General features: G+C 68.7%; 17 protein-coding genes and 1 pseudogene. 13 read left to right on the top strand and 5 right to left on the bottom strand.

Annotated features, from left to right (window positions below):
- The coding region (locus TR49_RS10200) for a universal stress protein (protein WP_236653299.1) at positions 1 to 883 on the top strand (883 nt) is incomplete at its 5' end.
- 36 nt (positions 884 to 919) lie between these two features.
- On the top strand, positions 920 to 1,432 hold the full coding sequence (locus TR49_RS10195) for a MarR family winged helix-turn-helix transcriptional regulator (RefSeq protein WP_042379803.1): 513 nt from the start codon (positions 920 to 922) through the stop codon (positions 1,430 to 1,432).
- A 24-nt stretch (positions 1,433 to 1,456) separates the two neighbouring features.
- On the opposite strand, the gene TR49_RS10190 is transcribed toward TR49_RS10195, so the two are convergent.
- Together TR49_RS10190 and TR49_RS10185 are read right to left on the bottom strand one after the other, a co-directional pair.
- On the bottom strand, positions 1,457 to 2,722 hold the full coding sequence (locus TR49_RS10190) for a polysaccharide deacetylase family protein (protein ID WP_042379800.1): 1,266 nt from the start codon (positions 2,720 to 2,722) through the stop codon (positions 1,457 to 1,459).
- Positions 2,723 to 3,171: 449 nt separating this feature from the next.
- Positions 3,172 to 3,669, bottom strand: coding sequence for a nitroreductase family deazaflavin-dependent oxidoreductase (locus tag TR49_RS10185; protein ID WP_042379797.1), 498 nt, complete (start codon positions 3,667 to 3,669; stop codon positions 3,172 to 3,174).
- Positions 3,670 to 3,907: 238 nt separating this feature from the next.
- On the opposite strand from TR49_RS10185, the gene TR49_RS39810 reads away from it, so the two are divergent.
- The 6 genes from TR49_RS39810 to TR49_RS10155 all read left to right on the top strand — a co-directional run bounded on the left by TR49_RS39810 (position 3,908) and on the right by TR49_RS10155 (position 8,704).
- Positions 3,908 to 4,537 carry a class I SAM-dependent methyltransferase gene (locus tag TR49_RS39810; RefSeq protein WP_052434166.1) on the top strand — a complete coding sequence of 210 codons (630 nt, stop codon included), beginning with the start codon at positions 3,908 to 3,910 and terminating at the stop codon, positions 4,535 to 4,537.
- Between the two features lie 77 nt (positions 4,538 to 4,614).
- Entirely contained in the window at positions 4,615 to 5,283 is a 669-nt protein-coding gene (locus TR49_RS10175) for a hypothetical protein (RefSeq protein WP_052434165.1), read from the top strand.
- 133 nt (positions 5,284 to 5,416) lie between these two features.
- Entirely contained in the window at positions 5,417 to 6,265 is an 849-nt protein-coding gene (locus TR49_RS10170; RefSeq protein WP_052434164.1) for a DsbA family protein, read from the top strand.
- Positions 6,266 to 6,276: 11 nt separating this feature from the next.
- Positions 6,277 to 6,951, top strand: coding sequence for a vitamin K epoxide reductase family protein (locus tag TR49_RS10165; RefSeq protein WP_042379794.1), 675 nt, complete (start codon positions 6,277 to 6,279; stop codon positions 6,949 to 6,951).
- 411 nt (positions 6,952 to 7,362) lie between these two features.
- Positions 7,363 to 8,346, top strand: a complete 984-nt coding sequence (locus TR49_RS10160; protein ID WP_042380154.1) for a cytochrome c oxidase assembly protein — start codon at positions 7,363 to 7,365, stop codon at positions 8,344 to 8,346.
- A 61-nt stretch (positions 8,347 to 8,407) separates the two neighbouring features.
- The gene (locus TR49_RS10155; RefSeq protein ID WP_152627172.1) at positions 8,408 to 8,704 is read left to right on the top strand and encodes a hypothetical protein; all 297 of its coding nucleotides are present in this window, start codon (positions 8,408 to 8,410) and stop codon (positions 8,702 to 8,704) included.
- Between the two features lie 227 nt (positions 8,705 to 8,931).
- Here the strand turns inward: TR49_RS10155 and TR49_RS10150 are convergent, their stop codons facing one another.
- Positions 8,932 to 10,311 carry an MFS transporter gene (locus TR49_RS10150; protein WP_439654094.1) on the bottom strand — a complete coding sequence of 460 codons (1,380 nt, stop codon included), beginning with the start codon at positions 10,309 to 10,311 and terminating at the stop codon, positions 8,932 to 8,934.
- Positions 10,312 to 11,056: 745 nt separating this feature from the next.
- On the opposite strand from TR49_RS10150, the gene TR49_RS10145 reads away from it, so the two are divergent.
- A complete protein-coding gene (locus TR49_RS10145; RefSeq protein ID WP_268874065.1) occupies positions 11,057 to 11,635 on the top strand; it encodes a TerD family protein in 579 nt (192 codons plus the stop codon).
- A 207-nt stretch (positions 11,636 to 11,842) separates the two neighbouring features.
- On the opposite strand, the gene TR49_RS42610 is transcribed toward TR49_RS10145, so the two are convergent.
- Positions 11,843 to 12,415 (bottom strand): GIY-YIG nuclease family protein, encoded by a 573-nt coding sequence (locus tag TR49_RS42610; RefSeq protein WP_152627171.1) that lies wholly within the window; start codon positions 12,413 to 12,415, stop codon positions 11,843 to 11,845.
- A 71-nt stretch (positions 12,416 to 12,486) separates the two neighbouring features.
- On the opposite strand from TR49_RS42610, the pseudogene TR49_RS47000 reads away from it, so the two are divergent.
- From TR49_RS47000 to TR49_RS10130, 4 genes and pseudogenes are all read left to right on the top strand, one after another.
- Positions 12,487 to 12,656, top strand: a pseudogene (locus tag TR49_RS47000) (IS982 family transposase); the annotation flags it as partial.
- 206 nt (positions 12,657 to 12,862) lie between these two features.
- Positions 12,863 to 14,629: a DEAD/DEAH box helicase family protein gene (locus tag TR49_RS10140; protein ID WP_152627170.1), complete on the top strand. Its 1,767-nt coding sequence runs from the start codon at positions 12,863 to 12,865 to the stop codon at positions 14,627 to 14,629.
- The gene (locus tag TR49_RS10135) at positions 14,629 to 16,152 is read left to right on the top strand and encodes a hypothetical protein (RefSeq protein ID WP_042379779.1); all 1,524 of its coding nucleotides are present in this window, start codon (positions 14,629 to 14,631) and stop codon (positions 16,150 to 16,152) included. Before TR49_RS10140 ends, TR49_RS10135 begins: the two co-directional genes overlap by 1 nt.
- Before the next feature lie 345 nt (positions 16,153 to 16,497).
- Complete coding sequence (locus TR49_RS10130) at positions 16,498 to 18,174, top strand: hypothetical protein (RefSeq protein ID WP_042380150.1); 1,677 nt, start codon at positions 16,498 to 16,500, stop codon at positions 18,172 to 18,174.
- A gap of 762 nt (positions 18,175 to 18,936) precedes the next feature.
- On the opposite strand, the gene TR49_RS10120 is transcribed toward TR49_RS10130, so the two are convergent.
- Complete coding sequence (locus TR49_RS10120) at positions 18,937 to 19,854, bottom strand: hypothetical protein (protein ID WP_160311566.1); 918 nt, start codon at positions 19,852 to 19,854, stop codon at positions 18,937 to 18,939.
- Between the last annotated feature and the right edge of the window lie 48 nt (positions 19,855 to 19,902).

The following is a 19,902-nucleotide window of genomic DNA, read 5'->3' as shown; positions in this document are numbered from 1 at the left end:
GCTCGCCATGACCATTGCCGTTCCCGCCGTTGCGGTCGGCGTCGACTACCCGGCCGGGCCGAGCCGAGCCCTGGACTGGGCAGCCCAGGAGGCATTGGCGCGCAGCGCGCCCCTGCGGCTGGTCACTGGCTGGACGGGGGCCGCGCACCACGATCCCGACCTGCTGCGGGACGGTTTCCTGAAGGCGAGTGCCCGCAAGCTGCTGGAGGAGGCCGCGCAGCTCACCGAGTTGTCACACCCCGGCCTGGCGGTGACCTGCGAGGTGGTGGACGCCGACGCCCGCCAGGCCTTGGAGCGGCCGTGGGACGGCGTGCAGCTTCTTGTCGTCGGCGCTACGCGCGCGCACCGTTTCCCGGAGCGCGTGCTCGGCTCGGCCAGCCTGCACGTGGCCGCGACGGCCGGCTGCCCGGTCGTGGTGGTCCCCGAGGACCCCTACGCGGGCCTCTCGGTGCGCGGGGACGGGCCGGTAGTACTCGGCATCGACGGCCGCGAGCCAGCCCGTGACCTGGTGGCCTTCGCATTCGAGTCGGCCGTGCGCGAGGACGCCCCGCTGGGGGTCGTGCACGCCTGGCACCAGTCGCCGACCGGCGGCTCCGACGGCGCCTTCAGGCTCCCGGACGAGGGCCGCGTCACGGCCGAGCAGGACATGCGCCTGTACCGGATCCTCGCTTCCTGGAAGGCCCGCTACCCAGAGGTGGACCTGCACCCCGAGACCGTCCACTCGGGCGCCATCCGAGCCCTGGTGCGCCTGTCGCGGCAGGCCCGCCTCGTCGTGGTCGGACGGCACGGTCATCCCACCGGTCCGCTGGGCCGGCTCGGCTCGGTCAGCCAGGGCGTCATCCTGAACGCCCGCTGCCCGGTCGCCGTCATCCCCACCCCCTGACCCCACGAACGAGCGCGAAGAAGGTAGAAAGGACGTATGCCCGACGATCGCCGCTCCCCACGCGCCAAGGTCCCCGCTCCCACCATCGAGGAGGAGGACCTGGTGACCGCCGTCCTGACCGCCTCCCGGGTCCTGGTGTCGATCTCCGCACGCTCCCTGGGGACGGTCGCCGAGACGCTGACCCTGCCTCAGTTCCGCATGCTCGTGCTGCTCCACTCCCGCGGCGCGATGAACCTGTCCCGGCTCGCGGAGCAGCTCGCGGTCAACCCGTCCACCGCCATGCGGATGATCGACCGCCTCATCGCCGCCGGCATGATCGTGCGCGAGACCAACGCGCAGGACCGGCGCGAAGTCGCCATCGAGCTGACCGACAAGGGCGCCGACACCGTGATCGAGGCCACCGAGCGCCGTCGCGCCGACATCGCAGCGATCATCGGCCAGATGCCGGCCGAGCAGCGAACCGGCCTGGTCTACGCCCTGCGCGCCTTCACCGAGGCGAGCCAGGAGCCGGACGCGGTCCAGCGCCAGCTCGATCTGCTCGGCTGGTAGGACTGGCGGCGACGGGCCGGAAGTTCACGTTCGCGCGGGCGCCACGGCGGAGGTGGGAGTCGTCGGCGCGCCGCCGGTGTAGTCCCGCCAGTCTCCCGGCGCCTGGCCGGGGGCCAGCGTGCGCAGCTTCGCGAGGACGGCTGGGTCCTGGGCCTCCAGCCAGGCGACGAGCTGGCGGAAGGAGACCAGGCGGACGTCGGGCTTGGCGGCGATGTCGCGTAGGGCTTGTTCGACGGACTTCATGTAGATGCCGCCGTTCCAGGACTCGAAGTGGTTGCCGATGAAGAACGGGGCCCGGTTGGTGGTGTAGGCGCGGTTGAAGCCCGCCATGTAGGACAGGTAGGACTGCTGCTGCCAGTAGGGGCGCTTGGCCGGGTCGCCGTGCGGGGTGCCGCCGGTCTGGTTGGCGAGCATGTTGTAGTCCATCGAGAGCACCTGGAAGCTGTGTCCGGGGAAGGGGATGGACTGCAGGGGGAAGTCCCACAGGCCGAGCTTCTTGCCCGGCCACATCTGCAGGCCGCCCGGGGAGCTGGCGTCGTACTTCCACCCCATTGCAGCCGCGGTCGGCAGCAGTTGGTCCTGGCCGAGCAGGCAGGGCGTGCGGCCGCCGATCAGCTCCTTGCGGTAGTCGAACGGCACCGGGGCGAGATCGGTGTAGCCGGTGTTGGTCTTCCACTTCTCCACGAAGCCGATCGCCTGCTCCAGTTCGCTACGCCACTGCGCGGACGTCCAGGTCCCCACCCCGGTGCTGGGGCTGCAGAAGTGGCCGTTGAAGTGCGTGCCGATCTCGTGGCCCTCCAGCCAGGCCAGGCGCACCTGCTCCAGCGTCGCCCGCACATGGTCGTCGGCGAGGTAGCCGATGTCCGAGGCGCCCGGTCGGTGGCCCGGCGGCAGATAGAGGTCCTTCTTGCCCTCGGGCAGGACGTAGATGCCGGAGAGGAAGAACGACATCGTCGCCTTGACCTCCTGTGCGACGGCGCGGAAGTGCGAGAACAGCTTCTTGCTGTCCTCGCCGGCCCCGTCCCAGGAGAAGACCACGAACTGCGGCGGCCGCCGGCCCGGCTCCAGCCTCTGCGGCACCGGCTGGAACGGCTGGGGACCCGTGTCCGCCATCGAACCGTCACCGATCAACGTCAGCGGTCGGGCGGGCCTCCTGCCTTGAGCGTCGACGCCGGGGGTACCGCGCCGCACCGGAGGGGGCGTCACAGTCGTGCCACCACATCCGGAGACCAGGGCCGAGGCTGCGGCAGCAGCTGCGGCCACCACGCCCCGGCGGGAGAAATGGGCCATGATGCTCCTGACTTCGATACCGGCGTTCGGGCATGACACGCCGTCGGCCGGTCCGCCCGCGCTGCCACACAACGCCATCCTCATGCAAGGTTTGCACGGTGCAATGAATTTGGCAGGGTGAATTCCGCCGACTGGGCATCACCCCAGCTCCCGGCCCCGCATGGTGGCGAACCGCCGAGCGGGCGGCGTGTCGCGACGGCGCCACTTCACGCCGAGGGCGGTCTTCGCATGCGGGGTCGCGATCACCCTGGACGATTCCCGTGCCCGAGCGATGGGGCCAGAGCGTCCCGGGAACAGCGCGGGGCCGCGCAGGTCGGGATGGCCCGCGCGGCCCCGGGCCGCGGGTGGCCGGCCGCCTTTCGGGTGGACGGCCGAACCACGCGCGGCCGCGAGCCGCCGCACCGCCGCAGGCGGCTCACTTGCGCGGCGGCCCGCAGGCCGCCGCCGTCTCATACCAGCGACGATCCAGTCGGCGTCAGCGCCACGAAGGGGATGAAGTCGTGGCCGACCTGATAGAACTCCTCCGCGGTCGCCTGTGCCTCCAGGCCGCACAAGCGCAGCAGCTGCAGCGCGGCGCGCGGGTGGCGCGACGCGTACAGGGCCATCGCCCGCCCCGACTCGTCCGGCGTGAACGGCCGGGCCAGGGCCTCACTGCTGCGGCGGCCGACCCGCACGTGGACGCGGGCGTCGTGGCAGATGTTGCGGTACCACTGTGACGCCTGCCCGAATCCCGAGGCGACGAGGATCGCCCCCGTCTCCGGATCGCGCCCGGCCACCTCCAGCACCGTCTGTCGTGGCAGCCCGCTGCTGCGGCCGGTGTGCGTGAGCAGGCAGAACCGGGACCCGAGCAGCCAGCCCAGGTGCCACCGGTACAGCTTCACCGGTGCCCGGAACAGCGCACGCCGCCACCCCGTCGGCCCCGCCGACGGACGGACCCTGCTGGCCATCCACCCTCCGCACGCATCGTCGAACTCTTGAGACAGTGCAATCTTTGCAGGATGCAATCCAGACTGTAAACCACCAGCTCCACCGGCGGTCATCAGCAGCCCGCACTATCGAGACTATGCAATCTTTGCATGGTGCAATACCTTGGTGTCGTGGCACTGCCGTGCGCAACGCTTCGCGGACGGGCCTGCCGCGCCCGAAGTCCTGAACAGGCCCAGCTGCCGGAAGGAGGAGGAACCCGTGGCTTCCCACCGGCACCACCTCGCCTGGCAGCCGGCGCCGTCCGATGCCGCAAGGGGCGTGTTCGATCGCTGGGCCGCGTTCTACGACCGCAGCCAGCTCCAGGACGTGCTCTACCGTCCGGCGCACGCCGCGGTGGTGCGGCAGGCCCGCCGTGTGGCCCCGCACGCCCGCTGGGTCCTCGACATCGGCTGCGGAACCGGGCTGTTGCTCCGCCAGATCGCCACGGTCTTGCCCCATGCGGGCCTTGTCGGCGTCGATCCCTCCTTCTCCATGGCGGTGTGGACCCGCGAAGCACTGCCGACGCCGCGCGGATCTGCGGCGCCCGCCTTCGTCGCGGTGAGCTGTGCGGAGCAACTGCCCTTCCACAACGGGGCCTTCGACCTCGTCCTCAGCACGCTGTCGGCCCACCACTGGAGCGACCCTGCGCGCGCGGCGACCGAGATCGCACGCGTCGCGGCGCCTGGCGCGGTGCTGCTGATCGCCGAGGCCCGATGGCAGCGGCGATCAGCAGACAAAGATCCATTGCTGGGGGCGCTCGGCCATTGCGGGCTGCGCGTCGGCAGCGTCGAACCGCTGCCTGCGGCCTCCCTGCTCGCCGATGTCGAGCTGATCACGGCTACCGCATGAGCCGCCCCGAGAACCAGCCCGGTCGGGGACCTTCGGCCCCTGCCGACCCCTCTGGCGCGCCTGCGATACTCCGGGCGATGGACGGCTTGGGCATACGGCTCGTGCGCGCGGCGGTGTTCGCCGCGCTGTCCGTCCTGCTGTCCACCAGCGCCCGTTTGGTGGTGACAGGACAGCCGGTGCCGCTGGACATCGCGGGTCTGGCCTTTGGTTTCAGCCTCGGCGTCGCTTTGATCCTTTTCGCTGCGGAGCGCCGGTACTGGGCGATCGTGGCCGTGATGGTCCCGCTCCAGGTGGCGCTCAACGCGTTGTTCAACGTGGGCCAGAACAGTTGCCCGACCGGCTCCGGCGGGGCGGGTGCCGTGTCGGGGTGGAGCGTGCTGGCCTGTGGCGGGGGCTCGATCCGCCCCGGGCTGTTGGGGCTGACCGAGCGGGCGCCGCATGCGCTGGTCTCGCTGACGGGCGGCGCGGCGCTGCTGCTCCTCGCCGTGCACCTCGCGCTGGCGCTCGTCGCGGCCTGGTGGCTGCGGCGCGGCGAGGCGGCCTTGTTCGCGGTGCTGCGCATCGCCGCCGTGGTCTCGTGGCCGGGTGTGAGCGTGCTGCTGGTGTGGCTTATGACCCCGGTCGCGCTCCCGGTCGCGCCTTCGTGGGCACCGCCCGCGGCGCCCGAGCCGCTTCGCGGCCCACAGGATGCGCTGCTGGACGCCGTTTCGCGCCGCGGCCCTCCGGTTCTCGCCGGGGCCCGCTGACCGGCAGCACCCTCCTTCTTCCTGATCACGCCTGGCTGCGGGGTACTCCCGTGCGCCGCAAGGCGTGCAGGCATGCCGTTCGCGGGCTCTTCTCCTCACCTTCCTGCCTCTTTTCACCTCCGTGAGGACAGCCTTGAGCAAGAACACCATCCCGGGCGCCGCTAACAGCGCCGGCACGTCCGCCCGGCCCACGAAGCGGGAAGCCCGCGCCTCGGCGCGTGAGCGGCTCGCCCAGCAGCGCGCCCGCCAGAAGCAGATCCAGGCGCGACGCCGCACAGCGAAGATCGGCGCGGCCGTCGCCGCGGTCCTCGCCGTCACGGCGGGCATAGCCGTGGCGATCGGCACCGCGAGCACGAGCACCCCGGGCGCGGCGAGCGGACCGCTGGTCGTCCCGGCGAACGCGAGCGGCACCAACGGCACGGTCATCGTGTACGGGAACCCGAACGCCAAGCACACCCTGGACGTGTGGGAGGACTTCCGCTGCCCGATCTGCGACAAGCTGGAGAAGGCCGACGGCCCCACCATCCAGCAGCTCGCCGACAGCGGCACCTACAAGATCCAGTACCACCTGGCGACCTTCCTTGACCGGAACCTGGGCGGCACCGGCTCCATGGACGCCCTGCAGGTCGCCGGCGCCGCGCTGGCAGACGGCGGCACGGCCAAGTTCAAGGCGTTCCACGACGTCCTGTACGCCAACCAGCCCTCCGAGCAGACCGACGGCTTCGGCAACCTGAACACCCTGCTCGACCTGGCGAAGAAGGTGCCCGGCCTGGTCACCCCGAAGTTCACCAAGGACGTGCAGGACCGCGTCTACGCCCCCTGGGCGGGCAAGGTCTCCGACGCCTTCAACGCCAGCGGCATCCAGGGCACCCCGACACTCAAACTCGACGGCACGCAGCTGAACGTCTTCGACGCGCAGGGCAACGCCATCACGCCCACCCAGTACGCCGCCCTGGTCCAGCAGACCGTCGCAGGAAAGTGAGCCGCGCCCTCATGGACGGAACCAATCCCTCGACGACCACCGACCTCGCAGCCAAGGCCCGCGCCGCCGGGGCGCCCTCGGCCGAGCCGGACTCCCGTGTGGGAGCGGGCCGGGGCTACGCCTGGCTGCTCGTGATCGCCGGCGCGATCGCCTTGGGCGCCGCGATCCAGCTCACCCTGGACAAGATCAAGATCCTGGAGAACCCGAACTACGTCCCGAGCTGCAACATCAACCCCGTCATCAGCTGCGGCTCGGTCATGCACAGTTGGCAGGCTTCCGCGTTCGGCTTCCCGAACCCGCTCATCGGACTCGCTGCCTTCGCCGTCGTCGTCACGGTCGGCGTGATCACCCTGACCGGAGCGCGCCTCCCGCGCTGGTTCTGGCTCGGCCTGAACACCGGCACCCTGTTCGGGGTCGGAATGATCTCCTGGCTGATCGACCAGACCCTGTACCGCATAGGCGCGGTCTGCCCCTGGTGCATGGTCGTGTGGGCCACCACGATCCTGCTGTTCTGGTACACCACCGTGCACAACCTGCGCACGCGCGCCATCCCGCTCCCCGAACACGCGCGGGACCGCCTGGAAGCGGTGGCGGGCTGGTACTGGCTCGTCCCCTTCGCCTGCTACCTGACCATCGCGCTCCTGGTCCTCAACCGCTTCTGGTACTACTGGAGCACCCTGCTCTGACTGGCCGTCATGTCGGTGCGGGCCAACGAGGGCCCGCACCGACATGCCCTCTCCCTCGCCATCTGCCCCGACGCAAGACACGCCATCCGGGCCACGACTGCGCAGGCCGGAGCATGCGCCGGAACCAACCCGCGCCAGGCAGCGCGATGTGGCACCGCCGGATCCTTGATCGCGACGGCAGCCAGAACAACGGACGGCTCCTCAACGCCCGCGGGGCCGACCCGAGCACCGCCCCGTGAGCCCGGCATCCGGTTTCTCGTTCCCTGGCAGCCGCCCAAGAGGAACGCGCCGGACGGGCCCGGAGAGCCGACCACCCACCCCGCTCCCCCTCAAGAGGAAATCCGCACCTTGACCGCCCTCACTCCCACCATCCCGACGCCCTCGATGCTCGCTATGAACGCCATGCCGGGCATGCCAGGCATGGGCCACGGCACGCATCCCGCCATGAGCGGCCCCATGTGGACGCCCATCGACCCGCCCAGCCTGGCCCGACTACTTGACTGGCACCCCCAGCCACTGCCCGTCGAACCGCTCGCCTGCCTGCTCGTCCTCGCACTGTACTGGGGCGCCGTGTGGCGGCTGCACCGCCGCGGCGACGGCTGGCCCTGGCATCGCGTGGTCGCGTTCACCACCGGCGTCGCCACCGTTGCCCTGGTCACCTGCACCGGCATCGGCGGCTACGGCATGGAGCTGCTCAGCGTCCACATGGTCCAGCACATGGTGCTGTCCATGCTCTCGCCGATCCTGCTGCTGCTCGGCGCCCCGATCACCCTGGCCCTCCGCGCCCTGCCCACCGCCGCCCGCGGCAGGACCGGACCGCGGGAACTGCTCACCTGGCTGCTCCACAGCCGCTTCACCCGCATCGTCTCCTCGCCGTTCTACACACTCCCGCTGTTCATCGCGAGCCTTTACGCGCTCTACTTCACCCCCCTGTTCGACCTCGCCATGGGCTCCTGGCTCGGCCACGAATGGATGCTCGCGCACTTCCTCGGCGTCGGCCTGCTCTTCTTCTGGCCCATCATGGGCGTCGACCCCGCCCCGCGCCGCCCCTCCCACGTCCTGCGGATGCTGGAGCTCTTCATCGGCATGCCTTTCCACGCCTTCTTCGGCATCGCCGTGATGATGTCCCACGGCCTCATCGTCCGCTACTTCGCCGACCCGCCCGCCAACTGGCACCTGACCGCGCTCGGCGACCAGAGCACGGCGGGCAGCATCGCTTGGGGCTTCAGCGAGATCCCCACCGTGCTCGTGCTCCTCGCCCTGCTCGCGCAGTGGTCCGCCTCCGACCGGCGCACCGCGGCCCGCAAAGACCGCCAGGCCGACCGGGACAACGACGCCGAACTCACCGCCTACAACGCCTACCTCGCGCGCCTCGCCCACCGGGGCGGCGGTTGAAATCCACCATCGACCGAAACCTTTGCCCAGTGCAATAATGGTGGAAGGGGTGGAGAAAGGCGTGACGGTGATGAACATCAAAACCGGCTCTGACCTGGTGGAATTCATCTGCCCAAGCTGCTCCGCCCGCTGGTTCCGCGAGTATGGGGTGAGGTACTGCGAGGAACCCGACGGGGACACCCGCGACTACTACTGGTGGAACGACCTGCCAGCCCTGCCACCGTTCAGCGCCGAAGGCGCGGTCGAGTGCCCACAATGCGGCACGCGGACCGCGGGCCGGCTCGCCCGCAGGCGCTTTGCCGAGTCCCCGTCGGCTCCGCCGCCCGGCGCGGCAACCCCGTCGGCGGCCACAGCCTGAGCCGCGGCCCGGGTGCCGGGGTTCCCGCGGCGGGCGGAAGGCCCACTCCCATCCCAGGCATCCACCGGGGGTACGACGTGAGGCGGCACGCGGTGCAGCGCACCACGGGCCGCCGAACGCGCCGCCGTCAATTCGTGGACCTGCGAGCGAATCCCGCTCGCACCTCTCTGCCCGTCGAGCCCGGCAATGCTGACCTCACCGATCGGCCGCGGCCTCTCGGCTGCTGCTCAGACTCCGTCAAGACCACGCCGAGACGGGCGGACGTACACGGCCCAGGTCACCGCGGCGCACAGGGCGTAGAAGGCGATGAAGGCCAGGTAGGCAGCGTCGCCATTGCCCAGGGTCAGGAACGACTGGCGGAACGCGATCTGCACCAGCACGCCGCCGAACGCGCCGACGGCTCCGGCGAGGCCGACCAGGGCGCTGGAGAGCCTGCGGGCCTGGAAGGCCTCCTGCTCCAGATCCGCGCCCGCCGCGATCCGTACGGCACTGCGGGCGTGGAAGATCGCCGGGATCATCTTGTACACCGACCCGTTCCCCACACCCGTCAGCGCGAACAGAACGGTGAACGCGGCCACGTACAGAGCCACCGAACCCGAGTGCGAGGCCGCCAGCACGACGCCGGACGTCAGCGTCATGGCGACGAAGTTCCACAGGCTCACCGTCGAGCCGCGGAAGCGGTCGGCCAGCATGCCGCCGAGCGGGCGGATCAGCGAGCCCACGAAGGCGCCCAACCACACCACGTAGACCGGGTGCGCGACATGGGAGGCCGCCAGCACCTGGCCGAACGCGAACCCGAACCCGATGAACGACCCGAAGGTACCGATGTAGAGGAAGGAGATGATCCAGGTGTGCCGGTAGCGGGCGACCTCGCGCAGCGCGCCGGAGTCGTTGGTCGCCTCGGTGAGGTTGTCCATGCGGGTCCAGGCCGTCGCCGCGACCACGACGACCAGCGGGATGTAGATGGCCAGCAGCACGCGCGGATCGGTCGCCGCGCCGAAGGCCGCGATGATCACCGCGCCCACGATCTGCACGGTGGCGACGCCGATGTTGCCGCCTCCCGCGTTCAACCCCAGGGCGCGCCCCTTGAGTCGCTGCGGGTAGAAGTTGTTGATGTTGGCCATCGAGGAGGCGAAGTTGCCGCCGCCGACGCCCGCGAGCCCGGTGACCACGAGCAGGGTGCTCAGCGACACCCCGGGCTTCAGCACGACCAGCGCCAGCACGGAGGGGATCAGCAGGAGCAGCGCCGAGATCACAGTCCAGTTGCGGCCCCCGAACTTCGCGATTGCGAAGGTGTAGGGCACGCGCACCAGCGAGCCCAGCGCCGCCGGCGTGGTGGTGAGCAGGAACTTGTCGCTGACGCTGAATCCGTACTTGGTTGCGGGCATGAAGAGCACCAGGACCGACCAGATGGTCCACACCGAGAATCCGATGTGCTCGGACAGGATCGAGAAGACCAGGTTGCGGCGCGCGGTCCGGGCGCCGACGGTCTCCCAGAACTGCTCGTCCTCCGGCTGCCACCGGTCGATCCACCGGTGCGGCCGACGCTGCAGAAGCTCGTCCTCGGATGCCTGTAGCGCCGCCGGTCCCGGCGTGGCCGCGGTGATCTCTGTCGCCATGGGGGTCCTCCCTCCACCCGGCAGCCCGACGCCGACCGGTGACCGCAAGCTAGGGAGGACGTGTTACCCCGGACGACGAAGTCGCGGCCCGTTCCTGTAACCAGCTCCTGACGCCACGAACAGAGCTCTGTGAAGGTGACGATTGCCCATGGACCAACGCGACCCGTCGGCACGCGGACGGGCCAAGGAGAGCTCCGGGCCGGCGATCTGGCTATTGTCGCCCGGCAGCACGTACACCTCGTCGTTGTCGCGCCCGTTCCGGCGCGGACACCACCTGGGAGGGGCGCCTGAATCCGACCGGGCGCCCGATCACCGGCCTGGTCGCCGGGTTCGTGCTGACGACCCTCGTCACGCTGGTGCTGTCGCACTCCCGGCACGCCATCAACCTGGCCGGCGGCACCTGACGTTGCCCAGTGCAGGGGAAGGGCATGCTGCACCTCCCTTGTGTCCAGCCCAGCCGGGCTCCGGCGCGGCCGCAGGGACGCCTCAGTAGTGCGGACGAGTTGCCGTGTACGGGCGAACCGTCGTCGGCGTTCGCGGAAGGCGTCGCCGCGCGACACATCCCACATGACCGCTGTCGAGATCGGAAGGGCTCCAACCTGGCCGAGACCGCCCGAGCCGAGCAGCTGACCTGCGATGACCGCCGCTGGGGCCGCCTACCCCATGGCTTGCACCACAGTGATCAAGCACGCTATGAAGGGATCAACAGGCTGTTAAGCGACCATACTTGAGCATGCGGAGATTCCCGCACTCGCCTGATTCGGGGAGACAGGGTTCGATGAGCAGTGTCCACAAGGAACTCACGAAGGTCGAAGTAAAGCTCCGTTGGGACCCTGCACCCTGGGGTGAGCCTCCCCACCATCTGGACATCATCGCCGCGACCTACTCGGTGACTGCCTCCCACGGTCGGCCGGTGTACGTCGCTCACTACGACAGTCGGTCGCCAGACGGCACCATCAACATGAACCGGCACAGCAAGACCGGCCAGGGGCTCGGCTTCGACGAGGTGATGGTCCTGGAGCTCGACCGCCTGGCCCCCTCCTACGCGCGAGTGGTCGTGGGAGTGGCCATCCATCAAGCTGACGGCCCTCTCGTCTTCCGTGACATCCCCAATACCGGCGTGGTGATCGCTGAGAAGTCCAGGGAGTTGCTGACGGACGATTTCACGACAGTCGCTGGATCCACCGCCGCGACAGTGGCGGAGTTCACCCGGGATGATTCCGGCGGGTGGGAGCTGCACGAGATGATCCGGGGGTTCGACAGCAATCCCGTGGCATTCGCGGCGGAGATGGGCGGTATCGGGCAGCCCTGACCCCCGACCACCAGCCCGTGCTTGCTCCCGGCACGTTCCGCGCCATGTGCCCGGAGAACGCGCCAGAGCTCGAATGGCTATCGGTGGCCTCCACGCACTCCAAGACTGTGCCGGGGAGTGATCCATGCCATCTGGTGTCTTCCAGCCCATGATCACTGCATCCCTCGATACCATCCACGCCGAACTCGGGTCCGGCCAATCAGCCCGTCACGCCTCTCGCCAGGCCCGTGCTTCCGCTGCCATCGTTGCGCGAGCCGCCTTGACTCGGCGGTCACCCAGGCCACCCATCTTCGCCAAGTTGAGGGGTGGCCGTAGCGCATTGAGCACGGCAGTCTCAACCTCATCGAGGGCCATACCCCCAGGCCTTACCCACACCGCGAGCCGCAACCTCGCGTGCATCCAATCCGTCAGCCGCTCGTCGCCGCTGTTCTCCAGGGAATAGTTGGCGCTGCCGTCAGGCAGAGCAAGGTTGCGGGGTACTGCTCGTAGTTCGAGCGGCTCCCGCAGGAGCGCCGCGAGCGTCCGACGAAGGGTAGAGGAGCCCGTCTTGCCCGTTGCAAAGTGCGTGTGCAGGTCGCGTCCTACCAAGCTGCGCTCTGCCTTACCCACGTAGAGGGGATGGCCAACCGTTCCTGCTGCGAGTTCCCCGACCGCCAGCAGGTCACCATAGACCGCATAGAGGCCTGCCTCGTTCGGCACCACCTCAAGGGCTTCCTTCGCTGTGTGACGTGGGCCGTCGGCCAAGGCAGCGAGAGCGGCACACACCACGGCCTTGTCCATGGTGAGGAGCCTAGACGAGTAGATCCGAAGTTACGCCCTGGGAAAGGGTCGAGGGTGTCCAAGATCAGTTTGTGACGACCGACCTGAACACCCTCTTGATCGCACTCTACGTGAAGATCCACGACGAGATCGGGGGACGCGATGGATGGGCTGCCCGCCCCTGCTCAGCGAGTCCGGACTCGTCTGCCTCGCGGTCGCGCAGGCACTCCTCGGCCACCACTCCGAGGCCCGCTGGCTAAAGTCCGGGAGTTCCGGGCCGGCATCCCCGAAGCCCTGATCTTGGTCAGCAGTGTGTGCTGGGATGCTTCGGGTCATCCACGGCGTGAGGAGCCGGGCGGCTGGTCCCGTTGTGCGCCCGAGTTCATCTGTTGGCTGTTCACGGGGAGCCGAGACAAGTCTGGGCCGGAGCTGTGCGAGCGCCGCTGAAATTCCCGTTACCCTTCGTTCGTGACTCTCGACCTGCGCAGGACGTTCACACGTCAAGAGACTTGGCGTACATGGCAGTTGCAGGGATACGTCTGCAATATCTGTCGGCGCGCGATTCCGTTCGACCTGATGCAGGGCGACCACATCATTCCGTGGAGCCGGGGCGGGCGCACGAGCGTTGAGAACCTTCAGGCGATCTGTGGGTCATGCAATCTACGGAAGGGCAGCACGCCGCAGCAGGTCACCAGCGCACGCTTCGCCATTGACCGGATCCATCCGACGATCGCGGGGTTGCGGCCTTGGCAGGCGGAGGCCATGCCGATCGTGATGTCCCACCTGGGGCACGAGCCGGTCCTGGTCGAAGCGTGTCCCGGTGCGGGTAAGACGCGGTTCGGCCTGGAGGTGGCCTACCAGTTGGTGGCCCGCGGCGAGGTGTCACGCGTCTTGGTGGTCGTCCCGTCGCTGGCGATTGCGGACGGCTGGTCGCGGTCCGCGTCGTCGGCGACGCCGAGTTCGCCGACCCTGCCTCTGCGAACCCAGCGCGAGTGGCGGCCCGTGGATCCCATTGGAGACGACTGGCTGGGCGCAATCATCACCTACCAGTCGCTGTTCGCAGTGACGGAGATGTTCCTGGCCCATGCGACCGATCCCGGCCACCGCACGCTCGTCATCTTCGACGAGGTCCACCACGCCGGAGCCAACGCAGCCTGGGGCATATCCGCGCAGGAGGCCTTCGCTGCCGGCGCGTGGGGAATCCTGTCGCTCTCGGGAACGCCCTTTCGGACCGGCCGTGACCCCATCGCCTTCGTCCCCTCCGAGCACGGGAACGCCCGCCCGCACTACCGCTACTCCTACGACCGGGCCATCACCGACAGCGCCTGCCGACCGGTCCAGTTCGTTGAAGCCCGCGGCGAGACGACATTCCGGACCGCCGACAACGAGGTCCACTCGGTCACGTTCGACGACACCGAGGTCCCCCAGACCCGAGAGCGGGGGCGGCTGCGCGCAGCGATCGAGTGGATCGGCGAGGGATCCATCGCTGAACAGATGCTGCAGGATGCGAACCAGTACCTTCTCGGCCTGCGCGCCCGCGGTGACACGGACGCGGCCGGACTGGTCGTTTGCATCGACTGCGACCACGCTGCCCGCGTCGCCGACCACATGGCCTCCCGCGTCTTGGGGTTCCGGCCGGTCGTCGCCTGCTCCAGGCTCTTCGACGAGAACGACCCCGACCCGGCGAACGCGATCCGGCTCTTTCGCGCCGCGCACGATCCGTGGATCGTGGCGGTGAACATGGTCTCCGAAGGCGTGGACATCCCCCGGCTGCGCGCCGTCATCTACCTGACCAACCGCCTGACCCTGCTCTCGTTCCGCCAGATCGTCGGCCGCGTGGTCCGCACCGACCCCGCCAACGTCGACGACCACGGACGCGTCTACATCCCGGCGGACCCCAGCCTGCTCGACATGGCCCGGCGCATCACCGAGAACGCAGACCTGCTTCCACCTCCGATGGTCATCATCACCGACGGCGAACGCGCCCTGCGGATCGGCGGCGAGGACGGGAGCGGGGAAGCGAGGGGCTCCTTCGAAACACTCGGTACCGTCGGCAAGCAGGGCGGCGCGTTCGACACCCAGGGCCGTGAAGCGCACGCCGTCCTGATCGCCTGTGCCCGCCTCTTCATCGAACGCGAGGGCTTGACGGGCACTGACCCTGAATCCCTGGCACTGGCGGCGGGCGACGCACCGGAGTTGCTCGAAGCTCTCCTCTCGCTTCGCGAGGAGGGCTGATGAACGATCACCAGGCGTCGGCCGTAATCACCCCGACGATCATCTTGGTCGGCGGCCCGATGACCGTCGACGACGGATCCTCTCTGGACTCCCGCCAGCCCGTGACCGGGGATCCCGCCTCCCACGTGACCCACTCCAGTCTCGCGACCTCCCAACTGTGGTGGCTCACGGCGTCCTCGCTAGTCGGTCGCCTCCTCGACTCCGCCGGGGACAACGCCTTCGCCCTTCTGCTCGGCAACCGCACTGTGGTTGAGCTCCAACCCGATGACACGCTGCGCAGGACGGGGCTTCGTTCGGTGCTGCAAGGCGGCTCATCCGAACTGGAGCTGATCCGCACCTCCATGGATGAGGCTCTACCGGACGGGTACACCTTCGCCCACAGGCTCCAGAACTGGAACAACGAGGTCATGGGCACTATCGGCTTCAAGCCCGGTGACCCGGGCAGCCGATGGCGCTTCCTGAAGGGCAACGAGTTCTACCTCTCCGCAGCGGGGAAGGTCATCGGTGCCTCGGTCGTCATCGACACGAGCGAGACCGTCACCGGCAGCGACCGCCTCTCCTCCGCCGTGTTCACGGCCTTCGAGGAGCGACGCCTCTACTCCCCAGACACCGTCCTCGTGATGCCGCACACCCACCACACGGAATCCCTGCTCCGCGGCTATCTGGCATGGCTGCGCGCCGGCCGCCCTGACACCACGGAAATGCCCACACCTGCACTGCCCTGGGATCCCGCCGCACCTCCTGACCCGATCCGCTACACGTGTCCAGTACCGATCGAGGCACGGTTCGGCGTCACCGGTCTCATCCGGGACGGCCAATGGAGCGACCCGTCCGACCTGGAAGCCGCCCGCTCCCTTCTCCAGGCACGCTACGACCTCAAGATCGGCATCTGGGATCTCGTCGGGAATCCAACCCTTCGACGGGCACTCCTCGCATCGACGCCTCACGAACCGGGCCCGACGCATTCGGCGCCCGTCCCCGCTGGCTCGGCACAACGCGCGCAGAAGCGCGTCGCCGCGAAGATGTCGCAGAAGGCTGACCAGGAACTCGCCCTTCGCAGAATCGCCGATCAACTTGAGCCCTTGGAGGCTCTGGGTTGGAAGCCCAACGAGCACACGGGCAGCACCATGGTCCTGCCCCTGACCGCCGAGTACCGCCTCTGGCCGGACAGTGACCCCTTCCCGCTCGTGCGACTGGAGTTCGAGATCGTCAAACGCCAGTCAACGGTGCGTGCCTTCACTTCCATGTACAACCAGGTTGACGTCACCGACTACGTCACGGCCCGGCGCGTGACCTTTGAGGAGATCGCCTCACCGGACGGCTGCCAGTTGGAAAGGGATGTACGACCGGTCCTCTGGCGTGCACCTGGAGGGTGGGCAGACGACGGGGACTGGCAGCAACGGGCCAGCTCCCTCGTAACCAGGACGATTCTCTGGCGCAACGCCCTTCAAGATCTCTGCAGCCAGTGTGAGCAGGTCCTCGCGAAGCGGCGCGGCACGATGTTCGGCGGGTCGCCTGCGTGACCGAGGCCGCCCTTCGGCCGACAGCCATATGCCCTCACCCGGATGGGACTCCGCGCAACGTGGTTGCCAGGCCTTCGAGTTGGGCCGCACGGCCAGACTCGATCGGTGTAGGTGAGTGACGATGCGCCGAACCCCGTGCCGGTCCCGTCGGCACCGAAGTTCGCGCGGGCTCGCGCCTCCAAGGGGCCAGTACCGTCGCGGCGGCAGCGGGACCGATCTGCTCGGTCTCGCCGGTGCCGAGACGTCGGTGGTCGGGGTCGACGCACCCGTGGAATCACAGCGGTGCGCACGTGGTGATCCCGAACAGGCCGAAGTGGAACTTCCTTGATTCCCTACACTTTGGACGTGGCGCTGAACTACAGCAGTGGCAGCAGCGATGGACTGCCTGACGAAGCAAAGCCTGACTCCGAGCTGGCGACGCTCATCCCGACGCCCACCGAGTGGGTCACCGTCTTGGGTGCAGCCCTCGCCGAGGGGCTCGACTGGGGAATCGCCAGCTATCTGATTCCCCCCGCAGCGAGGCAGCGCGCACTTGCGGACTACTCCGGCGTATTCGGTGCAGGCGGCAGTGCCGGAATCAGCATCACCTATCCCGAGCAGCGGGCAATCTTCGAAGAAGGACTGGAAGACTCCGACAGCCGGGCGGAGTTCTTCGTTCAGCGTCGCCATCACCACGGCCGGGCGGAGCCCACGACGGAATTCCGACCGTCGTTCCTGTGGTACTTCGACGCGATCCCCCGCAGCGACGGGTCCTGGTACTACCTCGACGATGCTGGCCGGGATCACGAGCTCGTACGAGTACGCCGGACTGCCGGAGAGCTGCGGATCGACATCGCGTCTCTTCCCCTGCGCCGCTACCTTGCCGCCCGGCAGCGGCTGCTCGTGGTGCAGCTGAACCGCATCACCCGGCTCGACCGGGTCCCCTCCCCTAAGATCGAGGCCACCGAGCACACCGACTTGCGACACTTCTCCTTCCACAGCGGAGACATCCACTCAGCCGACCGGCCCGGCTTCGTCAGACTTCTCGGCAAGCAAGTCGTCCTCCCCCTGGACGCGGCGCCCGAGACCCTCACGCGCCCGCATCCGTCAGTGCAACGGTTCCCTGAGTTCACGATCGGAGTCGACCCGGGCTCCGGTCAGCCGATCACGTCGACCTGCGACCCCGACCAGCTGAGCGACTATTTCACTGATCGCGGAACCCCGCACTACCTGACTCGGGTGTACTTCCGACGCACCGTCCTGAACCGCTACACCTCCCAGCCGTCCCGGTACCGCATCAGCGACGATCGGCTCTCCTGCCTCGGGTTCTGGAGCATCGCGATCGGCACCAACCCTGAAGGGATGGTCGAGGTGTATCTCGGAGACCTCGGCCGTGACCTGCCGACGGAAGAGCGTGACCACTGGGTCAGCTTCAACGCCCCGCCCGGCGGAGGACGCGACGATGTCCGGTACCGCCGCGACATTCTCGGCGAGTGGTTCGACGGCCCACCCGACCCGCTGCGTGAACTCTTCGCCGCCCGAGAGCGCTTCAGTACATCCATGACCAGCCTGCTGGGCAAACCCGTCTATAACTCCTGGAACCCCGAGGACCAGATCGCCTTCGAGGGCCTGCACGTGCCCACCACCAGCGAACAAGGTGAGGCCGACAACCTCATCCTGCGCCTTACGAAGGGCGTGGTCGACTACCTCGATGTCAAGGCCCTGCGGCAACTACCCGGCGTGTCGGATCCCAAGGCTGCGAGCATCAACTGCCTGGACGCCTGGGTGACCGCCAGCAGCTCGGACAACGAGAACCTCATCGGACCGCTGCGGCTCCTCCAAGGACTGCGGTCAACCGGATCGGCTCACGCGCGTGGCAAGAACTGGAACGCCACCCTGGTCCGTGCCGGCCTCGAAAACCTCCGGCCGGACCAGCAGTTCATCCAGATTCTCGACCTCACCGCGGCTGCCCTAAACGGGCTGGCGGAACTTGCCGAGAGCCAGGGACAGCCCGAAGGAAACAGCTCGCCCGGTTCCACGTAAGGAACCGAATGGACGCATGGTCACCACAACGTGAGTGGGAGACCTTCACGTTCGACGGTCAGGATTCGCGCGTCGATGAGCGCCGGGCTCTCCCCGAGCGAGAGACCGGTCCTCACCACTTGGGCGATGGCGCGAGTTCGGCCAACTGGGCCGCGCACGTCCGCCAGTGGCCCGGACGGGTCGCGGTGGCGGCGTGCCCACTCGGCTCGGTTCTCGGCGGCGGTGCCGAGGCGTAGGTGGTGCGGGTTGACGCAGCCGTGGGAGTCGCAGCGGTGGCACACGACCGGGTCCTCCGATTCCGACCAGCCCAGTCGCGGTATGACGCCATGGATCAGTTGGTAGGCGAAGAGGTGCGCCGGGACGGTTCCACGCCGGGACACTCCCGGGAGACTCGCCGCTCTGAAGCTTCCGTGTCCGGTGTCGCTGACCGCGCCGAGCCACGGCCAGCAGCGGCTGTCCCGACGGACGTAGCGCTTGGCCTCAAAGCGTGCGACCACGATGGGACTGTCGAGCCAGGACCGCCAGAGCTCCGCAGGCAGCCGGACAGCGGCTGGCTGCCCCAGCAACGAGAGTTGGACAGCGCCAACTGCCCCGGGGCCGGGGTCCCTGGGGCAGAGCAGAGACAACTGCTCAGCCCTCGTGCCGACCGGGGGCGACGTTGGCAGTGCGGGCTTGTTCGACATGACCTTGCTCCGAGTAGATGCAGGCTGGTGAACGAAGGTCGCCGTGGTCCGCAGATTGGCGGACCACGGCAACGTGAGCTCAGCCCTCGGCGGTGAGCGAGTCCAGGATCTGGGTGAGCCGGTTGGTGATCTGCACGTGGAGGTGGTCGAACTCGGCCTCCTCGTCCGGTCCGTTCGGCACGAGACACGGCGAGCTTGCAAGCCGCTCGATGGCCTGGATGTGGCTGACGATGTCCCGGTAGAGCCCGACCGCAGTCCTGGCCATCCCCGAGCTCAGCACCCCTCCTTGCGCTTCACCGAGCTCTGCGGTCCACATGCCGACATCCATCGCCACCGGGCTCCCCGTCTCCGCCCTGACTGGAACGGTCGCGATCCCGTCCACGGTCAAGGGCCCCGGCTGCCCTCCCTTCGCCAGTGCCGTTACCTCCCCGTGATTTCCTGCGAAATTTCGCAGGTCCGGTTCGGCGGGTGCCACGACCGGCCGATCACGCGGCACGGCTGACCGCGATCGCGCCGCTCCCGCTTCGGCCAGCGATGGCTGAGCGGTGATCAGCTGCCGGGCTGCATGTGTGAATTCGATCCCTCCGGCTTGCTGGCCGGCGCGCTTGAGGACCGCCTTGGCGATCTGGCCGGTGATCTGTGCTGTCAGCCGCACGCCGTCCGCTTGGGCGCGGGCTCGGAGTTGCTGGTAGAGCTCGACGGCGTCGTCCAGGCCGAAGCGGGTGGTGACGGGGAGCAGGGCGCGGATGTGGGAGGCAGTGACGGGCTTGCCGTAGGCCTGGTTGAGGCGTTCGGCCAGGGGCCATTCCTCGATCATCTGGTACGCAGTGCGCTCGCCGATCTCCCAGCGCTCGGTGACGTACTCCTCAAACGTGCGGTGGGTCTGCCGGTAGAGCTTGCCATCGCGGATGGTCTGCAGGGCCTTACCCGCCAGCCAGGTCGCGGTGGCCAGGTTCTCCACGGCCCGCTCGCACGTGCCCAGGTCGTGGAGTTCCACCTCGCTGAGCGGTCCGCTCCCCTGCCCGTCACCCGGTGCGGGGATCAG

It is taken from the genome of Streptacidiphilus melanogenes, assembly GCF_000787835.1.
GTDB classification, from domain to species: Bacteria; Actinomycetota; Actinomycetes; order Streptomycetales; family Streptomycetaceae; genus Streptacidiphilus; species Streptacidiphilus melanogenes.
The sequence above is the reverse complement of the archived record's forward strand: the minus strand, read 5'-3'. Positions and strand labels throughout refer to the sequence as shown.

What these genes read in the sequence shown, in the direction of transcription:
- TR49_RS10185 (WP_042379797.1), bottom strand. Translation starts at nt 3,669, where the DNA reads ATGGCCAGCAGGGTCCGTCCGTCGGCGGGGCCGACGGGGTGGCGGCGT.
- TR49_RS10135 (WP_042379779.1), top strand. Translation starts at nt 14,629, where the DNA reads ATGAACGATCACCAGGCGTCGGCCGTAATCACCCCGACGATCATCTTG.
- TR49_RS42610 (WP_152627171.1), bottom strand. Translation starts at nt 12,415, where the DNA reads ATGGACAAGGCCGTGGTGTGTGCCGCTCTCGCTGCCTTGGCCGACGGC.
- TR49_RS10190 (WP_042379800.1), bottom strand. Translation starts at nt 2,722, where the DNA reads ATGGCCCATTTCTCCCGCCGGGGCGTGGTGGCCGCAGCTGCTGCCGCA.
- TR49_RS10160 (WP_042380154.1), top strand. Translation starts at nt 7,363, where the DNA reads ATGCCAGGCATGGGCCACGGCACGCATCCCGCCATGAGCGGCCCCATG.
- TR49_RS10145 (WP_268874065.1), top strand. Translation starts at nt 11,057, where the DNA reads ATGCGGAGATTCCCGCACTCGCCTGATTCGGGGAGACAGGGTTCGATG.
- TR49_RS10195 (WP_042379803.1), top strand. Translation starts at nt 920, where the DNA reads ATGCCCGACGATCGCCGCTCCCCACGCGCCAAGGTCCCCGCTCCCACC.
- TR49_RS10165 (WP_042379794.1), top strand. Translation starts at nt 6,277, where the DNA reads ATGGACGGAACCAATCCCTCGACGACCACCGACCTCGCAGCCAAGGCC.
- TR49_RS10175 (WP_052434165.1), top strand. Translation starts at nt 4,615, where the DNA reads ATGGACGGCTTGGGCATACGGCTCGTGCGCGCGGCGGTGTTCGCCGCG.